We start from the raw sequence: 23,564 nt of genomic DNA, 5'->3' as shown, positions 1-23,564 counted from the left end.
CAGGCCTGCGCAGGCCTTGTTCCGAAGAGGGATCTTAGTGGGAAAAGTTCCGGACAGCCGGGAAGGGCCGCATCCGGCCGGGGGCACCGTCGCCCGGGTCAGGCCGCGGCGACGGGCAGGCGCCGCTCGACCGTCGGGCGCAAGGGCCTGAAAACCTGGCTGTCGAGGTAGAAGTCGGGGCTTTGGTTCGCCGCCCACCAGCCCGGCACGCCCAGCACCGGCAAGGGCACAAAGGGCTTGGTGGCCAGCTTGGCAGGTGTCAGATCGGTCGCCAGCCAGGCGTCCAGGGCGGCAGCCTGTCCGTCACAGTCGCCCGGCACGTGCCAGACATGGGCCGTGACGGCCTTGTAGGGTCGCACCAGTTGCTCCAACAGGGCGTGGCCGAACAACAACAGGCGGGCCTGCCCCCAGAGGGGTCGCAAGGGGCCGAACAGATCGACCCAGCGGCGCTCCTGCAGGGCCTGCCACAGGGGATCGGGGGCCTGCAAGAGCGCGCCGTTCTCATCCAGCAACGTCAGGGCGTCTCGCACCGGCCCGCGCAGGGAGCGGCTGTCGGCCGGGCCCCGGGTCGGTTGGACCAGCTCACGGACATGCAGGTCGTTGAGCCGCTGTTTGGCCTGGGGCCAATGCAACCAACCCAGGCCGTTGAAAAAGTCGTGAAGGTTGTCGCGGGTCGGCACCAGGCCTTGATCGTGGATGCCCTGCTCATAGGCGGCGGCACCGGCGGCCTGGGTCTGCGGCTGGAAGCGGCACGCCAGCCCGGCCGCCAGGGCGGCCTGGTTGAGCGCACCGGCCACCGAAGCCCCGGCCAGCACTGAGGCGGCCAGCGGCTCGCCCACAGCGCGCCAGGGGGCCAGCCAGGGGGCGGCCCAGTCGATGTCGATCAGACCAGGCGCCAAGGCAGGGCTTCGCCAGCGCGCAGCGGTTTGAGTTCGGCCTGGCCGAAAGTGAAGCTTTCGGGCGGGGTCCAGCTTTCGCGCTTCAAGGTGATGTGGCCGGTGTTGCGCGGCAGGCCGTAAAAGTCGGCCCCATTGAAGCTGGCGAAGGCCTCCAGCTGATCCAGCCGGCCCACGCGGTCAAAAGCCTCGGCGTACAGCTCGATGGCGGCGTGCGCCGTGTAGCAGCCGGCACAGCCTGTGGCGTGCTCCTTCAGGTGGGCCGGATGCGGTGCGCTGTCGGTGCCCAGGAAGAAGCGGGGGTTGCCACCGGTGGCCACGTCCACCAGGGCCTGGCGGTGGGTTTCACGCTTGAGCACGGGCAGGCAGTAGTAGTGCGGGCGGATGCCGCCCGTGAAGATGGCGTTGCGGTTGTACAGCAGGTGGTGGGCGGTGATGGTGGCGCCGGTGAAACGGTCCGCCTCCTGCACATACTGAGCGGCTTCGCGGGTGGTGATGTGCTCGAACACGATCTTGAGCTCGGGGAAGTCGCGGCGCAGCGGGATCAGCTGGGTCTCGATGAACACGGCTTCGCGGTCGAACAGGTCAATGTCGGACGAGGTGACCTCGCCATGCACCAGCAACAGCAGGCCCTCGCGCTGCATGGCCTCCAGCGTGGGGTAGATCTTGCGCAGGTCGGTCACGCCCGCGTCGCTGTTGGTGGTCGCCCCGGCGGGGTAGAGCTTGCAGGCCACGACACCGGCGGCCTTGGCACGCACGATCTCCTCGGGCGGCAGCTTGTCGGTGAGGTACAGCGTCATCAGCGGCTCGAAGTTCAAGCCGGCCGGCACGGCGGCGCGGATGCGGTCACGGTAGGCCAGCGCCTGCTCGGCCGTGGTCACCGGGGGCTTGAGGTTGGGCATGATGATGGCGCGCCCGAACTGGGCGGCCGTGTGTGGCACCACGGTGTTCAGCGCGTCGCCATCGCGCACATGAAGGTGCCAGTCGTCGGGGCGGGTGATCTTGAGGAGGTCGGTCATGGGCGGGGATTTTCGCACTCCTGGGCCAGGGGCGCCCCGCACCAGAGCCCTGCCTGGGCTCTTAGACCGTGAAATGCCCGGCCGCCTCGGGCTGGTATTCGATCGACACGATGACCCAGCAGGCCTCGCGCCCATCGGGGGTCTGCCACTGCACCTGCTGGCCCACCGGCCAGCCCAGCAGGGCCAGCCCCACGGGCGACAGCACTGACAACTGCCCTTTTTCAGGCCGGGCCTCGGCGGGGTAGGCCAGCGTGATGTGGCGCAGCGGCCCCCCGTCGACAGGTTTCACCGTGACACGCGACTGCATGGTCACGACACCGCGCGGGATGTCGCGCGATGGCACGACGTCTGACTCGTCAAGCACGGTGGCCAGGGCGCTGGCCAGGGGTTCGGGCAGGGGTTGGCGCTCACGCAGGCGACGCAGGCGCACCTCGTCGAGTTCGGTCAACACGCGGTGTTCGGCCGCTGGCGAGGGGTGGGGGGCAAAAGGTTTGGAATCCATGGTCAGTTCGCTCAGGCAAGAATTCAGACAGAGAGTCACCGGCGTGGACCGGCCGGCTCGGTGGCTGGCGGCTGGGCTTCAAGGCCAGGCCGCACTGAGGGCCCGGCGATTCAGCCAAAACGAACGAACGAATCACCGGGCTCGGGGGTCTGCGGCGAGGACGCCGCGGCGCAAGGGGTGAAGTCGGATTGGATTCATGAACAAGCATCTTAGAAGCGGAAGGCCGCTCCAGTGTTTCAACCTGTAAATGGCGTGGAATGAACCCGGGGTCACCGGGGTGCCAACGGGCACAAGACGCTACAAATGGTAAGACGATAATACCGATGCGCGCCTGGTGGATTCACCGCTACCATGGCCCGCGGTCGTCGCCGAGGCTGTTATCCGGGCCCTGCAGCGAACCGGCCCTCTGCTGCGCGCCATCCGCGTGCCGCGTTCCTGCGTTCTTTTGCCAACCCTGTTGCCCAACATGTCCTCTTCTCCAGCCAAGCCGCCCGAGCTTGACCCCGCCAACCTGCCTGAACCAGAAGCCGACGAACCCACGCGCGTGCCCCTGGCCATCGAAGACTGGCTGACCGTGCTGATCATGGCGGCCCTGGCCCTGATCACCTTTGCCAATGTGCTGGTGCGCTATTTCACCAACTCCTCGTTTGCCTGGACCGAGGAGTTCTCGGTTTTCCTGATGATTGTGTTGGCCCTGGTGGCCGGCTCGGCTGCGGTGGCGCGCGACCGCCACATCCGCATCGAGTATTTCTCGGACAGCGGCTCGATGGCGCGCCGGCGCGGCCTGGCCTGCTTTGGAGCCCTGATGGTGGCCCTGCTGTTCGGCGCGATCGCCGTGTTGAGCGTGCGCGTGGTGTGGGACGACTACCGCTTCGGCGAAACCTCACCCGGCATCGGGGTGCCGCAATGGTGGTATTCGATCTGGATGCCGATCATCTCGGCGGCCATCAGCCTGCGGGCCTTCGGCCTGTTCCTGCGCCGCCTGCGCGGTGCCGTGGCCGAGGTGGAGGCCCAACCATGATTGCCACCCTGTTGTTCATCGCCTTCCTGGCCATGATGCTGGCCGGCGTGCCCATCGGGGCCTCGCTGGGCCTGGCCGGTACGGCCGCCATCGCTGCCGCCAACCTGGACGCCCAATGGTTTGGCCTGCTGGCCGTGCCGCAGAACTTCTATGCCGGCCTGGGCAAGTACCCGCTGCTGGCGATCCCCATGTTTGTGCTGGTGGGCTCGATCTTCGACCGCTCGGGCGTGGCCCTGCGGCTGGTCAATTTCGCCGTGGCCATCGTGGGGCGCGGCCCCGGCATGCTGCCCCTGGTGGCGATTGCCGTGGCCATGTTCCTGGGTGGCATCTCGGGCTCGGGCCCGGCCAATGCCGCCGCCGTGGGCGGCGTGATGATCGCGGCCATGTCGCGCGCCGGCTACCCTGCCAGCTTCTCGGCCAGCGTGGTGGGTGCCGCGGCGGCCACCGACATCCTGATCCCGCCCTCCGTTGCTTTCATCGTGTATTCGGTGCTGGTGCCCGGGGCCTCGGTGCCGGCCCTGTTCGCCGCCGGCATGGTGCCCGGTGTGCTGGCCGGCCTGGCGCTGATCGTGCCCGCCGTGTGGATGGCACGCAAACACAAGATGGGCGCCCTCGAATCGAGCCTGCCCCGCCCCGCTTTCTGGAAGAGCCTGCGCGAAGCGGTGTGGGGTCTGGCGGCCCCGGTGCTGATCCTGGGCGGCATGCGCGCCGGCTGGTTCACGCCGACCGAGGCCGCCGTGGTGGCCGTGTTCTACGGCTTGTTCGTGGGCATGTTCATCCACCGCACGATCCGCTTCCGCGACCTGTTCGTGATCCTGCGCGAGTCGGGCGAGCTGTCGGCGGTGATCCTGATCGTGGTGTCGCTGGCCGGCATCTTTGCCTACTCGCTGTCCACCCTGGGCATCATCGACCCCGTGACCCGGGCCATCGTGAACTCGGGCTTGGGCGAATATGGCGTGCTGGCGCTGCTGATTCTGCTGCTGATCACGGTGGGCATGTTCCTGGACGGGGTGTCGATCTTCCTGATCTTCGTGCCCCTGCTCCTGCCCATCGTGCAGTACTACAAATGGGACCCGGTGTGGTTTGGCGTCATCCTGACGCTGAAGGTGGCACTGGGTCAGTTCACCCCGCCGCTGGCGGTCAACCTGATGGTGTCCTGCCGCATTGCCAAGGTGCGCATGGAAGAGACCGTGCAATGGGTGGGCTGGATGCTGTTCTCGATGTTCCTCATCATGGTGCTGGTGATTGCCTTCCCCGAGCTGGCCCTGTGGCTGCCGAGGCAGATGGGCTATTGAAAGCCGCCCACCCGCTCGTTCATACCGATTCAGATCTGTCCCATTCGATTCGACCCAAGGAGACCTTCATGACGAAAAACACTTTCCAGACTTTCAAGCGCACTTTGCTGGCGCTGGCCGTGGGCAGCGTGGCCCTGGCGGCGCTGCCGGGCACGGCCTCGGCGCAGAACTACAAGTCCGAGTACCGGATGTCCCTGGTGCTGGGCCCGGCCTTCCCCTGGGGCAAGGGCGGCGAGATCTGGGCCAACAAGGTGCGTGAACGCACCCAGGGTCGCATCAACATCAAGCTGTACCCGGGTGTGTCGCTGATCCAGGGCGATCAGACACGTGAATTCAGCGCCCTGCGCCAGGGCGTGATCGACATGGCCGTGGGCTCGACCATCAACTGGTCGCCCCAGGTCAAGCAGCTCAACCTGTTTTCGCTGCCCTTCCTGATGCCCGACTACGCTGCCGTGGACTCGCTGACCCAGGGCGATGTCGGCAAGAACCTGTTCAAGGTGCTGGATCAGGCTGGCGTGATGCCCCTGGCCTGGGGCGAGAACGGCTACCGCGAGATCTCGACCTCCAAGCTGCCGATCAAGAAGCCCGAAGACCTCAAGGGCCTGAAGATCCGCGTGGTGGGCTCGCCCCTGTTCCTGGACACCTTCAGCGCCCTGGGCGCCAACCCCACCCAGATGAGCTGGGCCGATGCCCAGCCCGCACTCGCCAGCGGTGCAGTGGATGGTCAGGAAAACCCGATCTCGATCTTCACGGCCGCGAAGCTGCACACCGTGGGCCAGAAGTACGTGACGATGTGGGGCTACATCTGCGACCCGCTGGTGTTCGTGGTCAACAAGGACATCTGGAACTCCTGGACCCCGGCCGACCGTGAGATCGTTCGCCAGGCCGCGCTGGATGCCGGCAAAGAAGAAACCGCCCTGGCCCGCAAGGGCCTGGTCGAGGCCGACAAGCCGCTGCTCAAGGAAATCGCGGGCCACGGCGTGAACGTGGTGCAACTCAGCGCGGCCGAGCGCGAGGCTTTTGTGAAGGCCACCCGCCCGGTGTACGACAAATGGAAGAACACCGTCGGCGCCGATCTGGTGACCCAGGCCGAGAAGGCCATCGCGGCGCGGAAGTGATCTCAGGCCTGCGGCCTGCAAGGCCGCGGGCCCATACAAAAAGCCCCGCCCGGAATCCCGGCGGGGCTTTCTTTTTGGAGCGCTCGCAGCGCAGCCGGCCTCAGTGCTGCAGGATCTTGTTGAGGAAGTCCTTGGTGCGGGGCTGGCGTTCGTCGGGCTTGTTGAAGAAATCGTCCTTGGAGCAGTCCTCGAGGATCTTGCCACCCACGTCCATGAAGATCACGCGGTTGCTGACCTTGCGCGCAAAGCCCATTTCGTGCGTGACCACCATCATGGTCATGCCTTCCTTGGCCAGGCCCACCATCACATCGAGCACCTCGCCCACCATCTCGGGGTCGAGCGCCGAGGTGGGTTCGTCAAACAGCATCACGATCGGGTCCATCGACAGAGCACGGGCAATCGCCACACGCTGCTGCTGGCCGCCCGAGAGCTGACCGGGAAACTTGTCCTTGTGGGCGATCAGGCCCACGCGCTCCAGGTACTTCAGCCCCTGCTTCTTCGCTTCGTCAGGGCTGCGGCCCAGCACCTTGACCTGGGCGATGGTCAGGTTCTCGGTCACCGACAGGTGCGGGAACAGCTCGAAATGCTGGAACACCATGCCCACCTTGCTGCGCAGCTTGGGCAAGTCGGTCTTGGGGTCATGCACCGCCGTGCCATTGACGTAGATCTCGCCCTTCTGGAAGGGTTCGAGCGCGTTGATGGTCTTGATCAAGGTGGACTTGCCCGAGCCCGAGGGCCCGCACACCACCACCACTTCGCCTTTGTTGATGCTGGTGGAGCAGTCGTTCAGCACCTGAAAGCTGCCATACCACTTGGAAACGTTCTTGAGTTCAATCATGGAAATTTCTCACTCTCAATGCCGCGTCAGCGGATGATGGCAATCTTCTTGTGCAGGTGCTTGACCAGCGTGGACAGGGCAAAGCAGATCACGAAATAGACCACGGCGGCGAGCACGTAGGCCTCGATCGGACGGCCGTAGTTCTTGCCCGCGGTCTCGAAGCCCTTGAGCATGTCGTAGGCGCCGATGGCATACACCAGCGAGGTGTCCTGGAACAGGATGATGGTCTGGGTCAGCAGCACCGGCAGCATGTTGCGGAAGGCCTGCGGCAGGATCACCAGCTTCATGTTCTGGCCATAGGTCATGCCCAGTGCCTGCCCAGCAAAGACTTGCCCGCGCGGGATCGACTGGATGCCGGCGCGCATGATCTCGCTGAAGTAGGCCGCCTCGAAGGCGATGAAGGTGATGGTGGCCGACACCTCGGCCCCGATGGGGCGCCCGATGGCAAACGGCGCCAGCAGGAACACCCACAGGATGACCATGACCAGCGGAATGCTGCGCATGCCGTTGACATAGATGGTGGCCGGTACATCCAGCACCTTCTTGCCTGACAGGCGCATCAGCGCCAGCACCGTGCCAAAGATCACGCCGCCAATGGTGGACACCACGGTCAGCAGGATGCTGAAGTAGAAGCCCTTGGCGACGAACTTGCTGATGAGGTCCCAACTGTAGAACGAGAGATCGAAATTCATCAGTGTCCCCCTCCGGTGCCGCCCTGGACAATGAAGCCGGGGACTCGCGAACGCTTTTCGATGAAGGCCATGAGCCGGTTGATCACAAAGGCCGAGATCACGTACAGGCCGGTCACGGCGATGTAGACCTCGATGCCGCGCGAGGTCTCTTCCTGCGCCTGCATGGCGAACATGGTCAGCTCAGACACCGAGACGGCAAAGGCCACCGACGAGTTCTTGAAGATGTTCATGGTCTCGCTGGTGAGCGGCGGGATGATGATGCGAAACGCCATCGGCAAGATCACATAGCGGTAGTACTGCGGCGTGGTGAAGCCCAAGGCCATGCCGGCATAGCGCTGACCGCGCGGCAGGGCCTGGATGCCGGCACGCACCTGCTCGGCGATCCGCGCCGAGGTGAAGATGCCCAGGGCCAGCACCACCAGGATGAAGCTCGGCACCTCTTTGAGGGCCGGCACAAATGCAGGGATCACGTGGTACCAGAGGAAGATCTGGACCAGCAGCGGAATATTGCGAAACAGCTCAACCCAGGCATTGCCGAGTCGGGTGAGCCAGGGGCTGTCCGGCAGGGTGCGGATGGTGCCGATCACCGACCCCAGGATCAGGGCCACTGCCAGGGCCAGCAAGGCCACAGACACGGTCCAGCCCCAGGCCGACAGCATCCATTGCCAGTAGGTCGGGTAAGCCCCGCCGGGGTCTTGCAGGAAGACTTCCCATTGCCAGTTCATGGCCATACAGGCTTCTCCAGTTTGAAAATTGAAAACAGGGAACCGGCCAGGCCCACATCGGCCATGGCAGCCACCAGGCTGCCAGGCAGAGGCCCAGCCGGGGCGGGCGTCAGCTCACCCAGGGGGCAGGCGGACGCCGCAAAACGCCATCACTTCTTGGCGTAGTCTTCGGCGGGCTTGTCGTTGGGGTTGGCCCAGGCGGCCTTGGTGGCCTCGCTGGCCGGCAGGCCCACGCGGGTGTTCTTCGGCGGGATGGGTTGCACGAACCACTTGTCGTACAGCTTGGCCAGCTCACCCGACTTGGCCAGATCCTTGATGGTGTCGTCGCCGATCTTCTTGAAGGCCGGGTCGTCCTTGCGCACCATGATGCCGATGGGCTCGACGTTCAGCACTTCGCCCACGATCTTGTAGTCGGCCGGGCTCTTGGAGGTGGCGATGTTGCCCGCCAGGATCTGCGCATCCATCACGAAGGCATCGGCGCGGCCCGATTCGAGCAGCAGGAAGCTGTCGGCGTGGTCCTTGCCGAAGACTTCCTTGAAGTCGACGCCGGTGGCGCGCTCATGCTTGCGCAGCAATTGCACGGAAGTGGTGCCTGTGGTGGTCGCCACGTTCTTGCCATTGAGCTGGGCGATGCCGGTGATGCCCGAAGCCGCCTTGACCGCGATGCGCACTTCTTCGACGTAGGCGGTGTCCAGGAACGACACGTCCTTCTGGCGGGCCACGTTGTTGGTGGTCGAGCCGCACTCGATGTCCACGGTGCCGTTCTGCACCAGCGGGATGCGGTTTTGCGAAGTGACCGAGACGTACTTCACTTCGAGCTTCTTGCCCACGGCCTTTTCGACGTTGCCGACGATGCGCTGGCACAGCTCGACGTGGTAGCCCACGTACTTGCCATCACCCAGCGTGTAGGACAGTGCACCCGAGGAATCGCGCACACCCATGGTGATGGCGCCCGACGCCTTGACCTTGGCCAACGTGTCATTGGCTTGGGCCAGGACGCTGCCCGTCGCCAGGGCGGCGACTGCAAAAGCGAGCAAATGTTTCTTCATGGAATCTCCTAGGAATGGGAACGATGAGATTAAGGGAAGGGTAAATTTTAGGGAACCAGCACCCAGGGAATACCCGGCGTCCCAGCATGCAAAAAATGCACTGAAGGACTCATTTCCTGGCCACTCCGGGTTGCGCTACCCATCCCGCCATGCAAGCCCGCCAACTCAATGACAGGACTGGGCATGGGGATGATCCAGGCAAGCAGCCTTTGTGCCAGGGCAGACGCCCAATGCGAGGGATCAGGACAAATCAGGGGAAAAGTAGACCATTCAGGCCATCGCAGCGCGGGCCGCACCGGTATCCAGATGAATGGTTTGCATGAAAGAAGAAGTGGCTTGTCTCGGCACCGTGACGCATGGTGATGGTCCTGTTGTTCTAAGAACCTGTCACGCCTGTGTCTTGGACAGGCGGCAGGTTGGTGGGCCCAGACTGTAGAGAAGCGCCAGACCCAAGGCCAATGCCGGATTAAATGGCCCTCATGCAAAAAAAGCATGAGGCGCCCGATCATCTTGCGGCCGATTCATCTGGACGCACCGTGTTGGCCACCAGATAGCGCCAAAGGGCTTCGGCACGGTCCTTGGGCGCCTCGCGTCCGGCCGCCTGGGCGGAGGGCCGTTCGCGGTAGGCACGCAACTCCATGGTGATCTGCAGCGGCGGGGCGTCGGGCGGCAAGGCACTGACCAGGCGCCGCGCCCGCAGGTCCTTGCGCACCGCGCTGTAGGGCAGAAACGCCACGCCATGACCTTCCAGCGCCATGGCCTTGAGGCCTTCGGCCATGTCGGTCTCGTACACGCGGTCCAGGTGGATGGCGGTGCCCGACTGTTTGAGCATCAGCTCGACCATGCGCCCCAGGTAGGCGTCGGGGGCATACCCCAGGTAGGGCAAGAGCTGGCCGGGGCGGCCCGGCAGCAGGTACATGGGGCGGCCATCGGCATCGGGCTTCACGTAGGGGGCCAACACCTCCTCGCCCAGGCTCACCATGTCGTAGCGATCGGGATCGATCTGAAAGGGCTGCGAGGGATGGTAGTAGGCGATCAGCAGATCGCAACTGCCCTCGACCAGCCGCAGCACCGCGTCGTGCACGTTGAGGGCAATCAGGCGGCTCTTGAGTGGCCCGAATTTCTCACGCAGGGTGGTCACCCAGGTCGGGAAGAAGGTGAAGGCCAACGTGTGCGGCACCGCAAACTCGACCACGTCCTTGCCCGCGCTGGTGTGGCCGCGCAGCATGGCGCGGGTGGTCTGCAGCGACTGCAGCATCTCCAGCGACTGCGCATACAGCGTTTCGCCGGCCGGTGTCAGGCGCGTGGGATAGGAGCTGCGATCCACCAGATCTGCCCCGGCCCAGGCCTCCAGCGCCTGGATGCGGCGCGAGAACGCCGGCTGGGTCACGTGCCGCAATTGGGCCGACCGGCTGAAACTGCGGGTCTCGGCCAGGCTGACAAAGTCTTCAAGCCATTTGGTTTCCATGGGGGGCGATTATGAGCCGCCCCAGAGCACCGTGATCAGACCGGCGCCACCACGCCTTGCCCGGAATAATGCCCCTTGACGTTGGCCAGGAATTGGTTCACCGAGCGCTGCACGGCTTCGGGCGACCAGCCGGCCACATGGGGCGTGAGCACCACATTGGGCAGGTCGATCAGTTCGGCCGGGGGCTGGGGCTCGCTTTCGTACACATCCAGGCCGGCCGCGCCCAGGCGGCCCTCCCGCAGGGCCTGCGCCAGCGCAGCGGTGTCGACCACACTGCCGCGCGCGATGTTGACCAGCACGCCGCGGGGGCCCAGCGCGTCCAGCACAGGCCCGTTCACCAGGTGCCGGGTGGCAGGGCCGCCCGGGGTGGCCACCACCAGGAAGTCGGCCCAGTCGGCCAAGGCCTGCAACTGGTCGAAGTAACGGTAGCTCACACCCTCGCGCGGGCTGCGGTTGTGGTAGCCCACCTCGATGTCAAAACCCTCGGCCCGGCGCGCGATCTTGCGCCCGATGGTGCCCAGGCCCAGCAGGCCCAGGCGACGCCCCGACACATTGGGTGGCAGGGGGATGGCCTCGCGCCAGACCCCTTGGCGGGTCAGCGCATCCAGGCGCGGGATGCCGCGCACGGCGGCCAGCAGCAGGCCCAGGGCGTGGTCGGCCACGCAGTCGTCATTGGTGCCGGCGCCATTGGCCACCACCACCCCACGCTGGCGCGCATGGGCGACGTCGACCATCTCGTAGCCCGCGCCGAGGGCACAGATCAGTTGCAATTGCGGCATGCGGTCCATCTCGGTGGCGGTCAGACCGACCGCGCCCACGGTCAGCACCACCTGCACCTGCGCACCGTGCTCAGCCACGGCGGCGGCGCGCTCGGCCGGGCTGGGGGCGTAGATCACCTGCAGCAGCTCGCCCATCTGGGCTCGGTGCTCTTCAGACAAGAAGTGAAGGGCCAACAACAAGGGCTTGGTCGGATTCATGGCATGAACTCAAAAAACAAAGGAATGAAAACTCAAATCGGCGCCGGGTGCGGGTCACTCACCGCTTTGCTGCAGCGCCCACATGCGGGCGTAGCGGCCCTGCTGGGCCAGCAAATCTGCATGGGCTCCGCGCTCGATGATGCGGCCGCCCTCCATCACCAGGATCTCGTGCGCATCGACCACCGTGGAGAGCCGGTGTGCGATCACCAGCGAAGTCTTGTTGCGGGCCACCGAGCTCAACTCGGCCTGGATGGCGCGCTCGTTGGCCGAATCCAGCGCCGAGGTGGCCTCGTCAAAGATCAGGATGGGCGGGTTTTTCAACAGCGTGCGCGCAATCGCCACCCGCTGCTTCTCGCCGCCCGAAAGCTTCAGGCCACGCTCGCCCACCAGGGTCTGGTAGCCCGCTGGCGATGCGGCAATGAAGTCGTGGATGCGGGCCGCGCGGGCGGCCGCCTCCACCTCGGCCTGGCTGCTGCCGGGGCGGCCATAGGCGATGTTGTAGGCCACGGTGTCGTTGAACAGCACGGTGTCCTGCGGCACGATGCCGATGGCCTGACGCACGCTGGCCTGGGTCACGGCGCGGACATCGAGCCCACCAATCGTGATGCGGCCCTGCTGCACGTCATAAAAGCGATACAGCAGCCGCGCCAGGGTCGACTTGCCCGAGCCCGAAGGGCCCACCACCGCAACGGTCTTGCCAGCCGGCACGACAAAGCTCACGCCTTGCAAAATCGAGCGTCCGCCCTGGGGGTCGTAGGCGAAGTGAACGTTCTCAAAACGCAGCTCGGGCGCCTCGCCAGGCTGCAGCGGCGTGGCGCCCGGCGCATCGGCCACCTCGCGCTCGCGCTCCATCAGGGTGAACATCTTGTCGAGATCGGTCAGGCTCTGTTTGATCTCACGGTAGATCACGCCCAGAAAATTCAAGGGCACATAGAGCTGGATCATGAAGGCGTTGACCATCACCAGGTCGCCCAGCGTCATGCGGCCATCGACCACGCCCTGGGTGGCCCGCCACAGCATGGCCACGAGGCCGACCGCAATGATCAGCTGCTGCCCGGTGTTGAGCATGGACAGCGTGGTCTGAGCCTTCAGCCGGGCACGGCGCAGGCGCTCCAGGCTTTCGTCGTAGCGCCGGGCCTCGAAGGTCTCGTTGTTGAAGTACTTGACGGTCTCGTAATTGAGCAGCGAATCCACGGCCCGGGTGTGGGCCGCCGAATCGAACTCGTTGGCCTGGCGCCGGTACTGGGTGCGCCACTCGGTGACCTTGACCGTGAACACAATGTAGAAGGCCAGCGCAGCCAGGGTGATCCAGGCAAACCAGACATCAAACTTGACGGCCAGGATGGACAGCACCAGGGTCACCTCGATCAGCGTGGGCACGATGCTGTAGAGCGAGTACGAGATCAGCGACTCGATGCCGCGCACGCCGCGCTCGATGTCGCGCGTCATGCCGCCGGTCTGGCGCTCCAGGTGAAAACGAAGGCTCAGCGCATGCAGGTGTTCGAAGGTCTGCAGCGCGATGCTGCGCGCCGCCCCTTGGGTGGCCTTGGCAAACACCAGCTCGCGCAGCTCGGTGAACAGCGAGGTCGACAAGCGCAAGCCCCCGTAGGCCAGCAGCAAGGCGGCCGGCACCACCAGCACAGCCTGCGGATCGCCCGGCTTGAACGACATCGCGTCCACCAGCGACTTGAGCAGCACCGGCACACCCACATTGGCCAGCTTCGCCCCCACCATGAAGCCCAGTGCGGCCAGCACACGCCATTTGTACTGCCACAGGTAGGGGAAAAGCCGTGCCAGCGTCTGCCAGTCGCGGGAGGGTGAACGGTCACCTTGAGGGATGGACGCAGGGGGTGAGGATTCGCCAGAGCGGCGCATAGGGGACAATTCCAAGCTTGTGAAACCAAGAGATTGTGCCCATGTCCGACCAACCCAGTGCCCAGCGGGCCTTTGAAGAACCCCTGCCGCAAGACAAGGAGCTGGTGCTCAAGGTCATTCCGATGCCAGCCGACTGCAATGCCAACGGCGACATCTTCGGCGGCTGGGTCATGGCCCAGGTCGACCTGGCCGGCTCGGTGCTGCCGGCGCGCTACGCCCAGGGCCGCATGGCCACCGTGGCGGTGAATGAGTTCATCTTCAAGCAACCCGTGCGGGTGGGCGACATCCTGTCGTTCTACGCCTCGATGGAGCGCATCGGCCGCACCTCGATGACGGTGCGGGTCGAAGTGTTTGCCGAGCGCTTCCGGTCACAGGGCCAGTACATCAAGGTGACCCATGCCACGCTGACCTATGTGGCCATCGATGAGCAGGGCCGCCCGCGCGAGATTCCGCGCAGCTGAAGCCGCCTCCTCTACCTCAGGCGCGCTCACTGCGATAGCGCCTTTTCCCCGATAGGCAGAGCCCGGCTGCGGGCCTCAACATGCGCCTGCAGGCCGACGCTGGCAAATGCATGGCACATGCATGGCACATGCATGGCACATGCTCAGGGTTAGCCCCGAGTGTGTGGCCTCGGCCCGCACCGCTACATTATTTATGCCAAGCAATCGCTTGGCATAAATCATTGGGGAGCCGATGTGCAATTCGTGCAACTGCTGATCAGCGGGGTCTCTCAGGGCTGCATCTACGGCCTGATCGCGCTGGGCTTTGTGCTCATCTACAAGGCCACTGAAACCGTGAGCTTTGCCCAGGGTGAGTTGATGATGCTGGGCGCCTTCTGCGGCCTGGGCCTGATGACGGTGCTGGGCTTCCCCTTCTGGCTCGCGGTGCCGGCCACCCTGGTGGCGATGGGCCTGTTCGGCATCGTGCTGGAGCGCGCCGTGGTGCGCCCCATCCTGGGGCAGCCCGCGTTTTCAGTGGTGATGCTCACCATCGGAATCGGCTACGTGCTGCGCGGCCTGGTCACGATGATCCCGAACATCGGCACAGAAACCCACACCCTGCCCGTGCCCTACAAGGACCTGAGCCTGAGCCTGGGCGGACTGGTGCTGAACGCCGAGCAGGCCGTGGTGATCGCCGCCACCGCCGTGCTGTGCACCGGCTTGTTTGCCATGTTCCGCTACAGCAAGCTGGGCATCGCCATGCAGGCGGCCTCGCAGAACCAGCTGGCGGCCTACTACATGGGCATTCCGGTGAAACGACTCAATGGCCTGGTATGGGGGCTGGCCGCGGCCGTGGCCTCGGTGGCAGGCCTGCTGCTGGCACCCATCACCTTCGTGCACGCCAACATGGGGTTCATCGGCCTGAAAGCCTTCCCGGCGGCCGTGGTCGGGGGTTTCGGCAGCCTGCCCGGGGCGATTGTCGGCGGGCTGGTGATCGGCATCGTCGAATCACTGTCGGGCTTCTACCTGCCCGAAGGCTTCAAGGACATCGCGGCCTACATCGTGGTGTTGCTGATGCTGATGTTGAAGCCCAATGGCCTGTTCGGCGACAAGCTGCGTAAGAAAGTCTGACCCACCATGCGCTTTCTGTTCAAGACCGATTACGACCAGGACATCCGCCTGGCCAAACATGGCGGCCACCGCTTCTGGTACGGGCTCTTGCTGCTGGCCTTGCTGGCGGCGCCCTGGCTGGTACCCGAGTACTGGCTGGCCCAACTCACCTTTGTGCTGATCTACGGCATCGTGGGCCTGGGACTGATGCTGCTGGCAGGCTTCACGGGCCTGTTCTCCATGGGGCATGCCGCTTTCCTGGGGGTGGGGGCGTATACGCAGGCCGCGCTGTGCGGCCTGGGCTGGCCGTTTCCGCTGGCCCTGGCCTGCGCCGCCGCACTGTCGGCCGCCGCGGGCCTGCTGGTGGGCCTGCCGGCCTTGCGGGTCAAGGGCATCTACCTGGGCATGGCCACGCTGTCCTTCGGCTTCATCGTCGAGGAGGTGTTCGCCCGCTGGGAGAGCGTGACCGGGGGCAATGCCGGCAAGCATGTGCAGGCCCCCGACTTCTTCGGCTGGAAGGCCGACAGCGCCGAATCGTTCTACTTTGTCTGCCTGGTGATCGCCGTGGCCAGCACACTGGGCATCCTGAACCTGCTGCGCTCACCCACCGGACGGGCCTTCGTGGCCATCCGCGATTCGGAAATTTCAGCCCAGAGCATGGGCATCCACCTGGCCCGCTACAAAAGCCTGTCGTTTGCACTGTCGGCCGCCCTGGCAGGCATGGGCGGGGCGCTGTATGCGCACAAACTGCAATTCATCTCGCCCGACCAGTTCGACATCCTGCAGTCGATCGACCTGCTGCTGATGATCGTGATCGGCGGCCTGGGTTCGGTGCATGGTGCGTTTCTGGGGGCCCTGTTCCTGATCTCGATGCCACAGGTGATCGCCCTGTCCAAAGATTCGCTGCCGGATGCCATCGCCCAGGCCCCCGGCCTGCAAGGCCTGGTCTACGGTGTGGTGCTGATCGCCTTCGTGCTGTTCGAGCCCCTGGGCCTGTATGGGCGCTGGCTCAAGGTGCGCACCTGGCTGCAGATGTTCCCGTTCTATCGCAAGGGCATGTTCAAGCGCCAGAAGTCCTTCCAGAAGTCCGACCGTTTGAAATGAGGCCACCGATGGACAGCAACATCCTTCTATCGGCCCGAGATCTCAGCGTGCGCTTCGGTGGCGTGCTGGCGGTCAACAAGGTCAGCTTCGAGGTGCGCCAGGGCGAGGTCTTCACCTTGATCGGACCCAATGGCGCGGGCAAGACCACGGTGTTCAACCTGATCAGCCGCATCTACACCCCCACCAGCGGCGAGATCGACTACGCCGGCCCCGAGGGCCCGTTGCGCCTGACCGATCGCCCACCACACCAGATCGCCCGACTGGGCATTGCGCGCACCTTCCAGAACATTGAGTTGTTCGAGCACGCCACCGTGTTGCACAACTTGCTGATCGGGCGGCACACCCACCGCGACAGCGGACTGTGGAGCGATCTGTTTTTCACCCGCCGCACCCGCGAGGCCGAACTGCGGGCCCGGCGAAAGGCCGAAGAGGTGATCGACCTGCTGGACTTGCAACACCACCGCGATGCCCTGGTGGCCGGCCTGCCCTACGGGGTGCGCAAGGTGGTCGAGCTGGCACGCGCCCTGTGCACCGAGCCACGCCTGCTGCTGCTCGATGAGCCGTCGTCGGGCCTCAACGTCGAAGAAACCGAAGACATGGCCTACTGGATCCAGGACATCCAGAAAGAGCTGGGCATCACGGTGCTGATGGTTGAACACGACATGACCCTGGTCTCACGCGTGTCCGACCGGGTGCTGGCCATGAACCAGGGCGAGGTGCTGGCCCTGGGCAGCCCGCGCGAGGTGCAGACCCACCCGGGCGTGGTCGAGGCCTACCTGGGCACCATCGATGACGTGAGCAACTTGCGCCGGCCCACCGGTACCGGGGCCCGGTTTGAAAGGAAAGCCGCATGAGCGCCACCCTGGCCCAGCCAGACACCGCCCGCTCCGCCCTGCCCAGCCCGACCGCAGACGCGGCACCGGCGCTGCTGCAACTGCTCAATGTGGAAAGCGCCTACGGCCCGATCAAGGCCATCCGGGGCGTCAGCCTGCAGGTGCGCGAAGGCGAGATCGCCACCGTGCTGGGCTCCAATGGCGCGGGCAAGAGCACCATTCTGAAAACCATCTCCGGCATCATCGACCCGCGCAAGGGCTCGATCAGCTTCCGCGGCCAGGACATCACGGCCCGCGACCCCTCGGCCATCGTGCGCCTGGGCCTGTCCCATGTGCCCGAAGGGCGCGAGGTGTTCCCGCTGCTTTCGGTGCGCGACAACCTGCTGATGGGCGCCTACACCCGGCACGACCGCGATGCGGTGGCGCGCGACATCGAGGCAGTGTATGGCTACTTTCCCATCCTGCGCGAACGCGCCACCCAGGAGGCGGGGCTGCTCTCGGGCGGCCAGCAGCAGATGCTGGCCATCTCGCGCGCCCTCATGGCCCAGCCCTCGCTGATCCTGCTCGATGAACCCAGCCTGGGCCTGAGCCCCAAGCTGACCAAGGAGATCTTCGAGATCGTGGTGCGCATCAACCGCGAACGCGGCACCACCATCTTGCTGGTTGAGCAGAACGCCAACATGGCGCTGAACGCCGCCGACCATGGCTATGTGCTGGAAAGCGGGCGCATCGTGATGGAAGACAGCTGCGAACGCCTGCGCGAGAAGGACGATATCAAGGAGTTCTACCTCGGTCTCAAAGACGAAGGCGTGCGCGGCGAGCGACGCTGGAAAAAGAAAAAGAACTGGAGGTAAGCCATGACCGGACTCTGGAAACCCGACCGCCTGCAAGCCAGCACCGACATCGTGGTGCCGGGCGACACCATCCCGGCCCTGTTCTGGAACGCGGTCGAGCGCCGTGGCCCGCAGGTGTGGATGCGACAGAAAGAGCTGGGCATCTGGCGCAGCTGGACCTGGGCCCAGACGGCCGAGGCGGTGCGCGAGATCGCAGGCGGGCTGATGAGCCTGGGCTTCGCCCCCGGCGACACCGCCTCCATCCTGTCCAACACGGTGATCGAATGGGTGCTGGCCGATCTCGCCGTGCTCAGCGCGGGGGGCGTGGCCAATGGCATCTACCCCACGGACGCCGCCCCCCAGGTGCACTACCTGTGCGAAGACTCGCGCACCACCGTGCTGTTCGTGGAAGACGACGAACAGCTCGACAAGGCACTGGAGGTGCGCGAGCGTTTGCCCCTGTTGCGCCAGATCGTGGTTTTTGACATGAAGGGCCTGCGCGAACTGGCAGACCCCGGCGTGATCAGCCTGGACGCGCTGCGCGAGCGCGGCCGCGCCCACCTGCAGCAGCACGCGGGCGAGCTGGAGCGCCGCGTTCAGGCCTGCCGCCCCGAGGACCTGGCCATCCTGGTCTACACCTCGGGCACCACCGGCAAGCCCAAAGGGGCCATGCACACCCACGCCGGCCTGGTCTACACCGTGCGTGGCTACAACACCCTGATCGCGCGTGACGAGCACGACGAGGCGATGTGCTTTCTGCCCCTGTGCCACATCGCAGAGCGCCTGGGCGGCGAGTACTTTTCGCTGTACACCGGCACCCGGCTCAACTTTGTCGAAAACCCCGAGACCGTGCCCGAAAACGTGCGCGAAATCGCGCCGACCGTGTTCACCGCCGTACCCCGGGTATGGGAGAAGTTCTACTCAGGCGTGATGATCGCGTTGAAGGAATCCAGCGCCTTGCAGCAGGCCGTGTATGCCTGGGCCATCGGCGTCGGCACGCGCATCGCCGACCGGGTGCTGGCCGGCCGGCCCGTGAGCACGGCCCTCAAAGCCCAGTTCACACTGGCGCGCTGGCTGGCGCTGGACAACGTGCGCAAGCTGATCGGTATCCATCGCGCGCGTTTCCTGGTGACCGGGGCCGCCCCCATCTCACCTGAACTGGTCAAGTGGTACCTGGCCCTCGGCGTCCCCATGCTGGAGGTCTGGGGCATGACCGAGACCTGTGGCGCCGCCACGGGCGTGCCGGCCACGCGCATCAAACCTGGCTCGATCGGCCCGGCTGCCGGCTACAACGAAGTGCGGCTGGACCCCGCCACCGGCGAAATCCTGGTGCGCGGCCCCAACGTCTTCAAGGGCTACCTGAACCTGCCCGAAAAGACCGCCGAGACCATCACCCCCGACGGCTGGCTGCACACCGGCGACGTGGGTCAGGTCGATGCCGACGGCTACTACCGCATCACCGACCGCATGAAGGACATCATCATCACCGCCGGTGGCAAGAACATCACCCCGAGCGAACTCGAGAACGAACTCAAGTTCTCGCCCTACATCACCGATGCGGTGGTGATCGGCGACCGCCGCCCCTACCTGACCGTGATCATCATGATCGACCAGGAGAACGTCGAGAAGTACGCCCAGGACCACGACGTGCCCTTCAGCAACTACGCCAGCCTGACCCGAGCCGCCGAAGTGCAGCAGCTGATCCAGGGCGTGATCGACCAGGTGAACACCCGCTTCGCCCGCGTCGAACAGATCAAGAAGTTCTTCCTGCTCGACACCCAGCTCAGCGCCGAGGACGAAGAGCTGACCCCCACCATGAAGCTCAAGCGCCAACTGGTGCAGAAGAAATACGCCGAGCGGATTGAGGCGATGTATTGACCCCTTTGCGGTCAGCCCAGGCGCCACGAGCCTGGGAGCCACAAAGGAGTGGGCAGCCCGCGTGATCAGTGCGGGGTTTTGGGCGCCACCAGCCCGGCCAGAGTCTTGGCGGCATTGGCCCTTGAGAAATGACGCTGGATGTTGGCGCGACCATTGGCGGCCAGGCCGTTCCAGAGTGCTTCATCACCGTAAAGGCGCACGATCTCGTCGGCATAGGCCTGGGGGTCGTCTGCCACCAGCAGGTCCACACCCGGGCGCAGGCCCATGCCTTCGGAGGCCACGCCGGTGGCCACCACGGGCAGGCCGTGGGCCATGGCCTGGTTGACCTTGCCCTTGACGCCCGCACCGTAACGCAGCGGCGCCACCGAGATGCGGGCCTGGGCGATCAGCGGGTTCACGTCTTCCACATAGCCCACGATGTTCACGCCCGGGCCCGTCATGGCCTGGATGCGCGCGGGCATGTGGCTGCCCACCACGGTGAAAATCAGCTCGGGCAGACGCGCATGCACCCGGGGCCAGACCTCGGACAGGAACCACTCCACCGCATCGATGTTGGGTGGGTGCCGGAAGCCACCGATGAAGAGCAGGCCCTCGCGCTCGGCATAGCTCGGCCCGGCGGGCTCGACCTCGTGGATGTTCGACAGGATGCGCACATCCGCGCCCGGCACCTCCCGGCCCAGCACACCGAGTTCGACCGGGCTCACCACCAGGGTGACGTCGCAGGCCCGGATCACGCCCAACTCCTGTTCACGGGTCTTGAGCGCCGTGCCCATCAGGGCCGAGGAGTTCTCCAGCTCGGCCAGGCGCTGCTCGCGCAGGTAGTGCAGGTCGACCGTGTCGAACACGATGCGGGCCTGCGGTGCCCATTCGCGAATGCGCGCCATGTAGGGCGCCGCGATGTAGTGACGGCAGAACAGAATGGTGTCGTACAGCTTGCCGCGCTGCTCCAGCAACTGGGCCACCGAGTTGATGTAGGGCGCAAACCAGACTTCGACTCCGGCCCGCTGCAGTTGGGCCACGTAAGGCTGGCGACATTCGAGGTTGTCGGCCACAAAGCTGACCTTGCAACCCTGCTCGACCAGCAGCTCCAGCATGGCCAGCATGCGCACCGAGCCCGAATCCTGATCGGGGGTGATCATGCAGGCCTCGACCACCAGCACCCGGGCCCGGGCCTCGCGGTCCACCTCGCGCTGGGGTTCCACACCGTTGAGGCGGTGGTGCTTGAGCACGCCCTCCCAACGCTTGAAGAACACCTCTTTGTTGATCACCTGGTGCCGCTTCACCCCCTGGGTCTCATCGGTGCCTGAACTGATGCCCTCGTAATGCACGATGGTGCACTGAGGCTGGTAGTACACGCGCTGGCCTGCGGCCCGCACACGGAAAGCCAGGTCGGTGTCTTCGTAATAGGCCGGTGTGTAGGCCCGGTCGAAGCCGCCCAGCGCCACCCAGTCGTTGCGCATGATGGCCAGGCAGGCGCCGGAGCAATAGTCGGCCTCGCGCAGGTAGTTGTAGGGGGGGCGCTCGGGGTCGTCGCCGCGGCCCCAGTTCCAGGCCGAACCGTCCTGCCAAAGAATGCCGCCGGCCTCTTGCAAAGTGCCATTGGGATAGACCAGGCGCGCGCCCACCAGGCCGGCGTCCGAGCGGGTGTCAAACACCCACTGGAGCGCGGCCAGCCAGCCCGGCGTGACCTGGGTGTCGTTGTTGAGCATGACCAGCATGTCGCCGCGGGCCAGGTCGGCACCATGGTGGCAACTGCCGATGAAGCCCAGGTTCTGCGGGTTGCGCACCAGGCGAACGCCTTGCAGGTCGGGCAGTGCCTGGGCCGCCGGGTTGGGCGAGGCGTCATCCACGACGATGATCTCGACATCCGACAGGTCGGTGTGCTCGCCCAGGCTCTTCAGGCAGTTGAAGGTGTAGAGGTGCTGCTCGTAGACCGGGATCACGATCGAGTAGCGTGGCACCTTGTCTGCCGGGCAAGTGGCCAGGCTCAGCGGCGCGATCTCGGCCTGCGCCGGCGCCGGGCGCTGGGGCGCCTGGTAGGCCGGGGCATTGAGCTTGTCATTGATGCGCCGCACCAGGGCCGCCGGCCCCTCGGTGCGCAAGATGCGCAGCATCATGGGCAGGCGCTCGACGGCACGCCGGCCTTGACGACGGGCGCTGCCCGCCCGCGAACGCAAGGCCTTGAACACCCGGCTCGCGAAGCGCAGTGGCCGGGTGACGCGCCAGGAGGTGCTTTGCTCCAGCGCCTCGATGCGGGCTTGGCTGCGCACCAGATCCTGGCCGCGCGACTCGAACAGGCGCTCGACTCGACGGGTTTCCTCCTGTTGGGCACGGGTGGCCGCCTGGGCCTCGCTCAAGTGTCGCTGCGCCTGCAACACCTCGCCACGAAGCGCCTGAACATCGTCCAGATAACTGCTGAATACCTCTTGCCATGGCCTGCCCGCCGCTTCACTCGCACGGGCCAGCAAGGCCTGCTGCGCGGCCACCTCGGCGAGCCGCTGTTGCAGCACTTCGCGCGCCTGGCGATGCCCACAGCGCACCCCGTAGTCATACAAGGCCTGCAAGGGCAGGTCCACACCGGCAGGCACCGTGGCCCGCAATGGCGACAGGTCAGGCAGCGGATGCTGCGGCACCCCGGGCATCACGCCCGCCAGTGGCTGCATCAGCTTGTCGGCATAGGCCTGGCGCAGGCGGGCCTGGGCCGGCAGGTCAAGCCAGGGCTCGGCCTCGCCCGGGGCCGGCTGGTGCGCTCGCACGGCTTGCAGCAAGGCTTGGTTCCAGACCTCGGCTGGACTGTCGGCCGGTAACAGGTGTGCGCCGGGGTGTTGCGCCAGGCGCTCGATCAAGGCGCCGCGCGCGCTGGCCACGATGGGCAGGCCCGAGGCCAGGGCCACATCCAGGGTGTAGGCATAGGTCTCAGGGTAAGGGCCGGGAAACCACAGCACATCAGCGCGTTCCAGTGCCAATCGGTGCGGCAGGTCCGCATCGTCATAGGGGCCACGCAGCTGGATCGGCAACACCGGGGTCTCGTCGATGGGGGCTTCGGGGGCGCCCAGCAAGGTGAACTCCAATGGCAGCATCTGCTGGCGAGCCGCCTCAGCGCAATGGCGCAGCACGTCCAGCCCTTTGAAACGCGTCAAGCCACCGATCAACAGCACCCGGGCGCTGCGCACCGGGGCAGCCAGCCATTCGGCCCGGGGTGGGTGGGCGAGCACGGTGAGGCGCAGATCGGGAAAATGACTCTGCACCCGCTCGGCCACAAAGTTCGAGGGGGCCAACACCCGGTCGGCGTCGGCCAGCAGGCGGTGCATCAGGGCGCGCCAAGTGGCCACCGGCAGGCCCCAGGCATGAGGGCGCGCCTTCTGACAGCGCTGGCAACCGGCCAGATCTGGCTCGCCGCAATACCCCCCCTCGGCCGTGGACAGGTTGTACAGGGGGCAATAGGTCAGGTAGTCGTGCAAGGTGACGTCGTAAGGCAGGGCCAGCAGCCCCGGCAAGTCAAGCACCTCGGCCTCGAAGCCGTCGACATGGTGGATGTGCAGCCGGCTGTAGCCCTGCCCACCCAGCACCGCGGCCAGCCGGGGCCAGGACGCCGCGCTCAAGACCTCTTCACCGCCTTCGGCACGCTCCAGGCGCACCAGGCCGGCACCGGCCGGTCGAAGCACATCGACCCGGGCGCGGCCTGCCAGCAGCGCGCGCAGATCGGCCACATGGCGCTCCACCCCGCCGCCCAGGGCATGGGTGATCCAGAGAAAGCGGTGCTGCGCTTGGGGCGCCAGGCTGGGCGCCATTTGTTTTTCTGTCGTCGACAAGACTGAGAACCCTTCAACATCAGTGACGTCGGCACCACCCGCCCAGGCTCCGGGCTTCAGAGTCTTCCCAGCGTTGGCA

General features: G+C 65.7%; 20 protein-coding genes. 9 read left to right on the top strand and 11 right to left on the bottom strand.

The window, feature by feature from the left end; all coding sequences use genetic code 11:
- Positions 1-98: 98 nt before the first annotated feature.
- The 3 genes from AC3WUT_RS16500 to rnk form a co-directional block, all read right to left on the bottom strand.
- On the bottom strand, positions 99-899 hold the full coding sequence (locus AC3WUT_RS16500; RefSeq protein ID WP_492348166.1) for a DUF3025 domain-containing protein: 801 nt from the start codon (positions 897-899) through the stop codon (positions 99-101).
- Positions 884-1,915: a dihydroorotase gene (pyrC, locus tag AC3WUT_RS16495; RefSeq protein ID WP_492348165.1), complete on the bottom strand. Its 1,032-nt coding sequence runs from the start codon at positions 1,913-1,915 to the stop codon at positions 884-886. Before pyrC ends, AC3WUT_RS16500 begins: the two co-directional genes overlap by 16 nt.
- A 61-nt stretch (positions 1,916-1,976) precedes the next feature.
- The gene (gene rnk, locus AC3WUT_RS16490; RefSeq protein WP_492348164.1) at positions 1,977-2,417 is read right to left on the bottom strand and encodes a nucleoside diphosphate kinase regulator; all 441 of its coding nucleotides are present in this window, start codon (positions 2,415-2,417) and stop codon (positions 1,977-1,979) included.
- Between the two features lie 466 nt (positions 2,418-2,883).
- Between rnk and AC3WUT_RS16485 the strand changes: the two genes are divergently transcribed.
- The 3 genes from AC3WUT_RS16485 (at position 2,884) to AC3WUT_RS16475 (ending at position 5,851) form a co-directional block, all read left to right on the top strand.
- Positions 2,884-3,438: a TRAP transporter small permease gene (locus tag AC3WUT_RS16485; RefSeq protein ID WP_492348163.1), complete on the top strand. Its 555-nt coding sequence runs from the start codon at positions 2,884-2,886 to the stop codon at positions 3,436-3,438.
- Positions 3,435-4,733, top strand: coding sequence for a TRAP transporter large permease (locus AC3WUT_RS16480; protein WP_492348162.1), 1,299 nt, complete (start codon positions 3,435-3,437; stop codon positions 4,731-4,733). The genes AC3WUT_RS16485 and AC3WUT_RS16480 overlap by 4 nt, the downstream gene beginning before the upstream one ends.
- Before the next feature lie 68 nt (positions 4,734-4,801).
- Positions 4,802-5,851: a DctP family TRAP transporter solute-binding subunit gene (locus AC3WUT_RS16475; protein ID WP_492348161.1), complete on the top strand. Its 1,050-nt coding sequence runs from the start codon at positions 4,802-4,804 to the stop codon at positions 5,849-5,851.
- Between the two features lie 100 nt (positions 5,852-5,951).
- On the opposite strand, the gene AC3WUT_RS16470 is transcribed toward AC3WUT_RS16475, so the two are convergent.
- The 7 genes from AC3WUT_RS16470 to AC3WUT_RS16440 all read right to left on the bottom strand — a co-directional run bounded on the left by AC3WUT_RS16470 (position 5,952) and on the right by AC3WUT_RS16440 (position 13,475).
- Positions 5,952-6,689, bottom strand: a complete 738-nt coding sequence (locus AC3WUT_RS16470; protein WP_492348160.1) for an amino acid ABC transporter ATP-binding protein — start codon at positions 6,687-6,689, stop codon at positions 5,952-5,954.
- Positions 6,690-6,715: 26 nt separating this feature from the next.
- Positions 6,716-7,381: an amino acid ABC transporter permease gene (locus tag AC3WUT_RS16465; protein WP_492348159.1), complete on the bottom strand. Its 666-nt coding sequence runs from the start codon at positions 7,379-7,381 to the stop codon at positions 6,716-6,718.
- Complete coding sequence (locus AC3WUT_RS16460; protein WP_492348158.1) at positions 7,381-8,106, bottom strand: amino acid ABC transporter permease; 726 nt, start codon at positions 8,104-8,106, stop codon at positions 7,381-7,383. Before AC3WUT_RS16460 ends, AC3WUT_RS16465 begins: the two co-directional genes overlap by 1 nt.
- A gap of 149 nt (positions 8,107-8,255) precedes the next feature.
- Positions 8,256-9,155, bottom strand: a complete 900-nt coding sequence (locus tag AC3WUT_RS16455; protein ID WP_492348157.1) for a transporter substrate-binding domain-containing protein — start codon at positions 9,153-9,155, stop codon at positions 8,256-8,258.
- A gap of 505 nt (positions 9,156-9,660) precedes the next feature.
- Complete coding sequence (locus tag AC3WUT_RS16450) at positions 9,661-10,623, bottom strand: LysR substrate-binding domain-containing protein (protein WP_492348156.1); 963 nt, start codon at positions 10,621-10,623, stop codon at positions 9,661-9,663.
- A 35-nt stretch (positions 10,624-10,658) separates the two neighbouring features.
- Complete coding sequence (locus AC3WUT_RS16445; RefSeq protein ID WP_492348155.1) at positions 10,659-11,600, bottom strand: 2-hydroxyacid dehydrogenase; 942 nt, start codon at positions 11,598-11,600, stop codon at positions 10,659-10,661.
- A 54-nt stretch (positions 11,601-11,654) separates the two neighbouring features.
- Entirely contained in the window at positions 11,655-13,475 is a 1,821-nt protein-coding gene (locus AC3WUT_RS16440; RefSeq protein ID WP_492348154.1) for an ABCB family ABC transporter ATP-binding protein/permease, read from the bottom strand.
- A 41-nt stretch (positions 13,476-13,516) separates the two neighbouring features.
- Between AC3WUT_RS16440 and AC3WUT_RS16435 the strand changes: the two genes are divergently transcribed.
- The 6 genes from AC3WUT_RS16435 to AC3WUT_RS16410 all read left to right on the top strand — a co-directional run bounded on the left by AC3WUT_RS16435 (position 13,517) and on the right by AC3WUT_RS16410 (position 19,673).
- On the top strand, positions 13,517-13,936 hold the full coding sequence (locus AC3WUT_RS16435) for an acyl-CoA thioesterase (RefSeq protein WP_492348153.1): 420 nt from the start codon (positions 13,517-13,519) through the stop codon (positions 13,934-13,936).
- Between the two features lie 234 nt (positions 13,937-14,170).
- Positions 14,171-15,046 (top strand): branched-chain amino acid ABC transporter permease, encoded by an 876-nt coding sequence (locus tag AC3WUT_RS16430; protein WP_492348152.1) that lies wholly within the window; start codon positions 14,171-14,173, stop codon positions 15,044-15,046.
- Between the two features lie 6 nt (positions 15,047-15,052).
- Positions 15,053-16,129 carry a branched-chain amino acid ABC transporter permease gene (locus AC3WUT_RS16425; protein ID WP_492348151.1) on the top strand — a complete coding sequence of 359 codons (1,077 nt, stop codon included), beginning with the start codon at positions 15,053-15,055 and terminating at the stop codon, positions 16,127-16,129.
- A gap of 8 nt (positions 16,130-16,137) precedes the next feature.
- Positions 16,138-16,983, top strand: coding sequence for an ABC transporter ATP-binding protein (locus AC3WUT_RS16420; RefSeq protein ID WP_492348150.1), 846 nt, complete (start codon positions 16,138-16,140; stop codon positions 16,981-16,983).
- The gene (locus AC3WUT_RS16415) at positions 16,980-17,816 is read left to right on the top strand and encodes an ABC transporter ATP-binding protein (protein ID WP_492348149.1); all 837 of its coding nucleotides are present in this window, start codon (positions 16,980-16,982) and stop codon (positions 17,814-17,816) included. Before AC3WUT_RS16420 ends, AC3WUT_RS16415 begins: the two co-directional genes overlap by 4 nt.
- 3 nt (positions 17,817-17,819) lie before the next feature.
- The gene (locus tag AC3WUT_RS16410) at positions 17,820-19,673 is read left to right on the top strand and encodes an AMP-dependent synthetase/ligase (protein WP_492348148.1); all 1,854 of its coding nucleotides are present in this window, start codon (positions 17,820-17,822) and stop codon (positions 19,671-19,673) included.
- 65 nt (positions 19,674-19,738) lie between these two features.
- Here the strand turns inward: AC3WUT_RS16410 and AC3WUT_RS16405 are convergent, their stop codons facing one another.
- A complete protein-coding gene (locus tag AC3WUT_RS16405; RefSeq protein WP_492348147.1) occupies positions 19,739-23,464 on the bottom strand; it encodes a glycosyltransferase in 3,726 nt (1,241 codons plus the stop codon).
- Positions 23,465-23,564 lie beyond the last annotated feature (100 nt).

The organism is Curvibacter sp. EU05-FHT14A10, assembly GCF_058791075.1.
The sequence above is the reverse complement of the archived record's forward strand: the minus strand, read 5'-3'. Positions and strand labels throughout refer to the sequence as shown.